3 protein-coding genes and 1 pseudogene are annotated in these 3,496 nt (G+C 70.7%); all 4 read left to right on the top strand.

Features of this window, described 5'->3' with window-relative positions:
* On the top strand, positions 1-1,058 hold a 1,058-nt coding region (locus ACFXPX_RS43575; RefSeq protein WP_380645089.1), incomplete at its 5' end, for an RHS repeat-associated core domain-containing protein.
* 197 nt (positions 1,059-1,255) lie between these two features.
* Positions 1,256-1,843, top strand: coding sequence for a hypothetical protein (locus tag ACFXPX_RS43570; RefSeq protein WP_380645088.1), 588 nt, complete (start codon positions 1,256-1,258; stop codon positions 1,841-1,843).
* A 198-nt stretch (positions 1,844-2,041) separates the two neighbouring features.
* Positions 2,042-2,809, top strand: a complete 768-nt coding sequence (locus ACFXPX_RS43565) for an ABC transporter ATP-binding protein (protein ID WP_380526373.1) — start codon at positions 2,042-2,044, stop codon at positions 2,807-2,809.
* Positions 2,794-3,496: pseudogene (locus tag ACFXPX_RS43560) on the top strand (hypothetical protein); the annotation flags it as partial. The gene ACFXPX_RS43565 and the pseudogene ACFXPX_RS43560, both read left to right, overlap by 16 nt.

The following is a 3,496-nucleotide window of genomic DNA, read 5'->3' as shown; positions in this document are numbered from 1 at the left end:
CCTACCAGCTGGCCGACCAGCACGGCACCGGCACCCTGTCGATCGACTCGGCGACCACCGACGTCAACCGCCGCTGGACCGACCCCTTCGGCGTCCTCCGCGGCTCCGGCAGCGGCACCTCGTGGGCCGGCGACAAGGGCTTCGTCAACGGGTTGAAGGACGACGCGACCGGCTTCACCACCCTGGGCGCCCGCCAGTACCAGCCCAGCACCGGCCGCTTCCTCAGCCCGGACCCGCTGATGCTGGCCGACGACCCGCAGCAGTGGAACGCCTACGCGTACAGCAACAACGACCCGGTGAACAAGACGGACCCCACCGGCATGGCGCTCGAGGAGTGCGCGACCGGCTTCGCCAAGTGCTCCAACATGGGTACCAAGGTCGACACGACCCAGGACGGCCCGAACTACCAGCGGATCGTGGCCGAGATCAAGAGGGCGGAACCGATCCGCAAGGCGGGTTACGTCGAGTTCGTCAAGAGGGCGCTTTCGAAGCCGCATCCCAACGCCTACACGGAGAGTCAGGTTCCCGTTGGAGGGGCTGGTGTCGTCGGCCATTCGACGGTGCAGAAGGGTCAACCGGACGACCAGATCAACTACGAGATCGGTGCGGAGCTGAAGAAGAGCAACATACCGTTGTCGGTCTCGGTCGGTGCCTCCACGACCCAGGCGACCCAGTGGTCCGAGCAGTACGCGAAGAAGAAGAGCAACAACCAGAACATCAAGACCGGAGCGAAGGTCTCGGTGGAAGGCAGCGTGCTCGGATTCGCGAAGACGACCGCGGAGGGGAGTATCGAGTACAACTACGAGTGGGGCGAGGAGGAGACCAATACGAGGACCGACGGGAAGAGCACTACCACCCAGGAGACCACCAACACCACGGCTCAGATTCCGGCCGACAAGGAGTACGGGTTCTCGCCGTTGGGCCGTCGGACGAACTATGTGACCACCTACTATCACGAGGACGGCACGGTGACCACGAAGGAGTGGGGCACCTACCAGTTCCTCAGCTGGAACCGGGTCGTCTACGACCACGCGCCGGCCGAGGCTGTCGACAAGTAGGAGTTCCGCGCCGCCCTGGGCACGCGTCCAGGGCGGCGCGGAACCCCGTCGAGGAGAGGATGACTGACGAAGTGAGAGGATCAGTGGTGAGGTTCGGTGTCGTTCTCCTGGGCTTGGTGCTCGGAGCCTGCGCGTGCAGCGGGGCCCCTCGGGGAGAGGTGGCGCCGGACGTCACAGGAGGTGGCTCCGCTGCCGCCGTGCCGTCCTCCGCTCCGCCGGTCGTTCCGACGCCGACCGTGAAGGATCCTGCGGGGGCCACTCCTGGACCGGCGTTTCCGGACGACATCAAGCGCCAGGTCGTCCGGATGGCCGAGGAGGGCGGACGGATGCCGGCGGGCGGAGCGTTCTCGGTGGCTGAGTACGACGGCGGCTACGGAACGGAGTTGATTTGGCAGACCGAGAAGACCGGCGAGATCTGTACCGCGTCGGTGGCCGGTCCGAGCACCACGTGTGCGACGCTCGCGTCGATTCCGGCGCAGCACGTTCCCGGGGCCGAGATCTTCATGGGCGGCGGGCGGTTCAGTGCCCACGGACGGACGTCGTGGGCGGTGACGCTCATCGCGAGCGGAGAGTCGGTCGACCACCTGGTATGTCAGGGCCGGGACTTCCCGGCACGTGCTGCCTACTCGACCCGCGTCGAGGGCATCCCACGCACGATCTACACCGTCGTCATTCCGCAGGAACTCCAGGGCTCGTACCGGGTGGTCGTCCAGCGGGACGGTCAACACGCCGAGGAACGGATCGACCTCAATTTGGAGAAGGTCGCCTCGCCTGTGCAGTGCTGAGCGGCCGAGCGTGACCCGGCGGTGCCCCGCCTCCCCGAAACAGGGAGGCGGGGCACCGCCTTTTCGTCTGGCGCGCCAGGGGTGGGGCCAGGCCCACCCCTGTTCGGGGGGCAGGTGGATTCTGCGGGCGGGGCGGTGTCCCTAGATTCGGTCACGAGCCGCCTCCGGGGCGGGTGGTGGTGGGACGGGGAGGTCGTCGTGCGGGGATCGGTGCAGCCGGCGCTGCGGTTGGTGGGGCTGCGGAAGCGGTTCGGGGCGCACGTGGCCGTGGACGGGGTGGACCTGCTGGTGCCGAGCGGGTCGTTCTACGGGCTGGTCGGGCCGAACGGCGCCGGGAAGACGACCGCGCTGTCGATGGCGGTCGGGCTGCTGCGGCCGGACGCCGGGAGTTCGGCGGTCCTCGGGGTCGACGTGTGGAGCGACCCGGTGCGGGCCAAGGCGCTGGTGGGGGTGCTGCCGGACGGGATGATGCTGCCGGAGCGGCTGAGCGGGCCCGAAGTGCTGCACTACCTGGGGCGGTTGCGCGGGCTGCCGGGGGCGACGGTGGACGCGCGGGCGGCGGAGCTGCTGGCCGTGCTGGAGCTGGACGGGGCCGGGGACACCCCGGTGATCGACTACTCGACCGGGATGCGCAAGAAGATCGGTCTGGCGACGGCGCTGCTGCACGCGCCGCGGCTGCTGGTGCTGGACGAGCCGTTCGAGGCGGTCGACCCGGTGTCGGCGGCGACGATCCGGGCGATCCTGCGGCGCTTCGTCGCCTCGGGCGGGTCGGTGGTGTTCTCCAGTCACGTGATGGCGCTGGTGGAGCAGCTCTGCGACCACGTCGGGGTGATCGCCGGGGGCCGGGTGCTGGCGGCCGGGCCGGTGGCGGAGGTGCGGGCCGGGCGGGGGCTGGAGGACGTCTTCGTCGAGCTGGTCGGCGCCCGTACCGGCGGGGAGGAGGGGCTGTCGTGGCTGGCGTCGTGAAGTCCGGGGGCGTGCCGGATCCCGGGGGCGTGCCGAACCCCGTCGTCGTCCTGACCGGGATGAAGCTGGCCGTGCTGCGGCGGTCGATGTCCGGCCCGCGGGCGGCGAGCCTGATCGCGGGCGGGGTGTGCGGCGGCCTGGTGGCGGTGGGCACGGCCCTGCTGGGCCTGGTGGACTTCCCGGCGCCGGAGGCCGGGGTGGGCACGATCGCCCTGGTGCTGCTGGTCTGGACGGTCGGCTGGGCGGTCGGGCCGACCCTCACCGGCGGGGACCCGACCCTGCGGCTGTCGTACTTCGCGCTGGTGCCCCAGCCTCCGCGCCGGCTGGCGCTGGGCCTGCTGGCCGCCTCGTTCGTCGGCGTCACCCCGGCGGTCGCCCTGGTCGCCTTCGCCGTGCTGGTGGTGTTCGGCGCCGGGCTGGGGCCGCTGCCCGCGCTGGTGGCGGTGCCCGCCATGCTGCTCCAGCTGCTGTTCGTGGTGGTGCTCGCCAAGCTCGGCGTGCAGGGCCTGGGCCGGGTGGCCCGGTCGCGGCTGGGCTGGGAGCTGTCGGCGCTGCTGGTCGGCCTGGTCTGCGGGTTCCTGAACACCGGCTGGTTCGGGATCGCCTTCTTCTTCAAGCTGCTGGGCGGCCACTGGGCGCCGACCATCGGCACGGTGGTGCGCGTCCTGCCCTCCGGCTGGTCGGTGG

This window comes from Kitasatospora sp. NPDC059146, from assembly GCF_042786665.1.
GTDB lineage: Bacteria > Actinomycetota > Actinomycetes > Streptomycetales > Streptomycetaceae > Kitasatospora.
The sequence above is the reverse complement of the archived record's forward strand: the minus strand, read 5'-3'. Positions and strand labels throughout refer to the sequence as shown.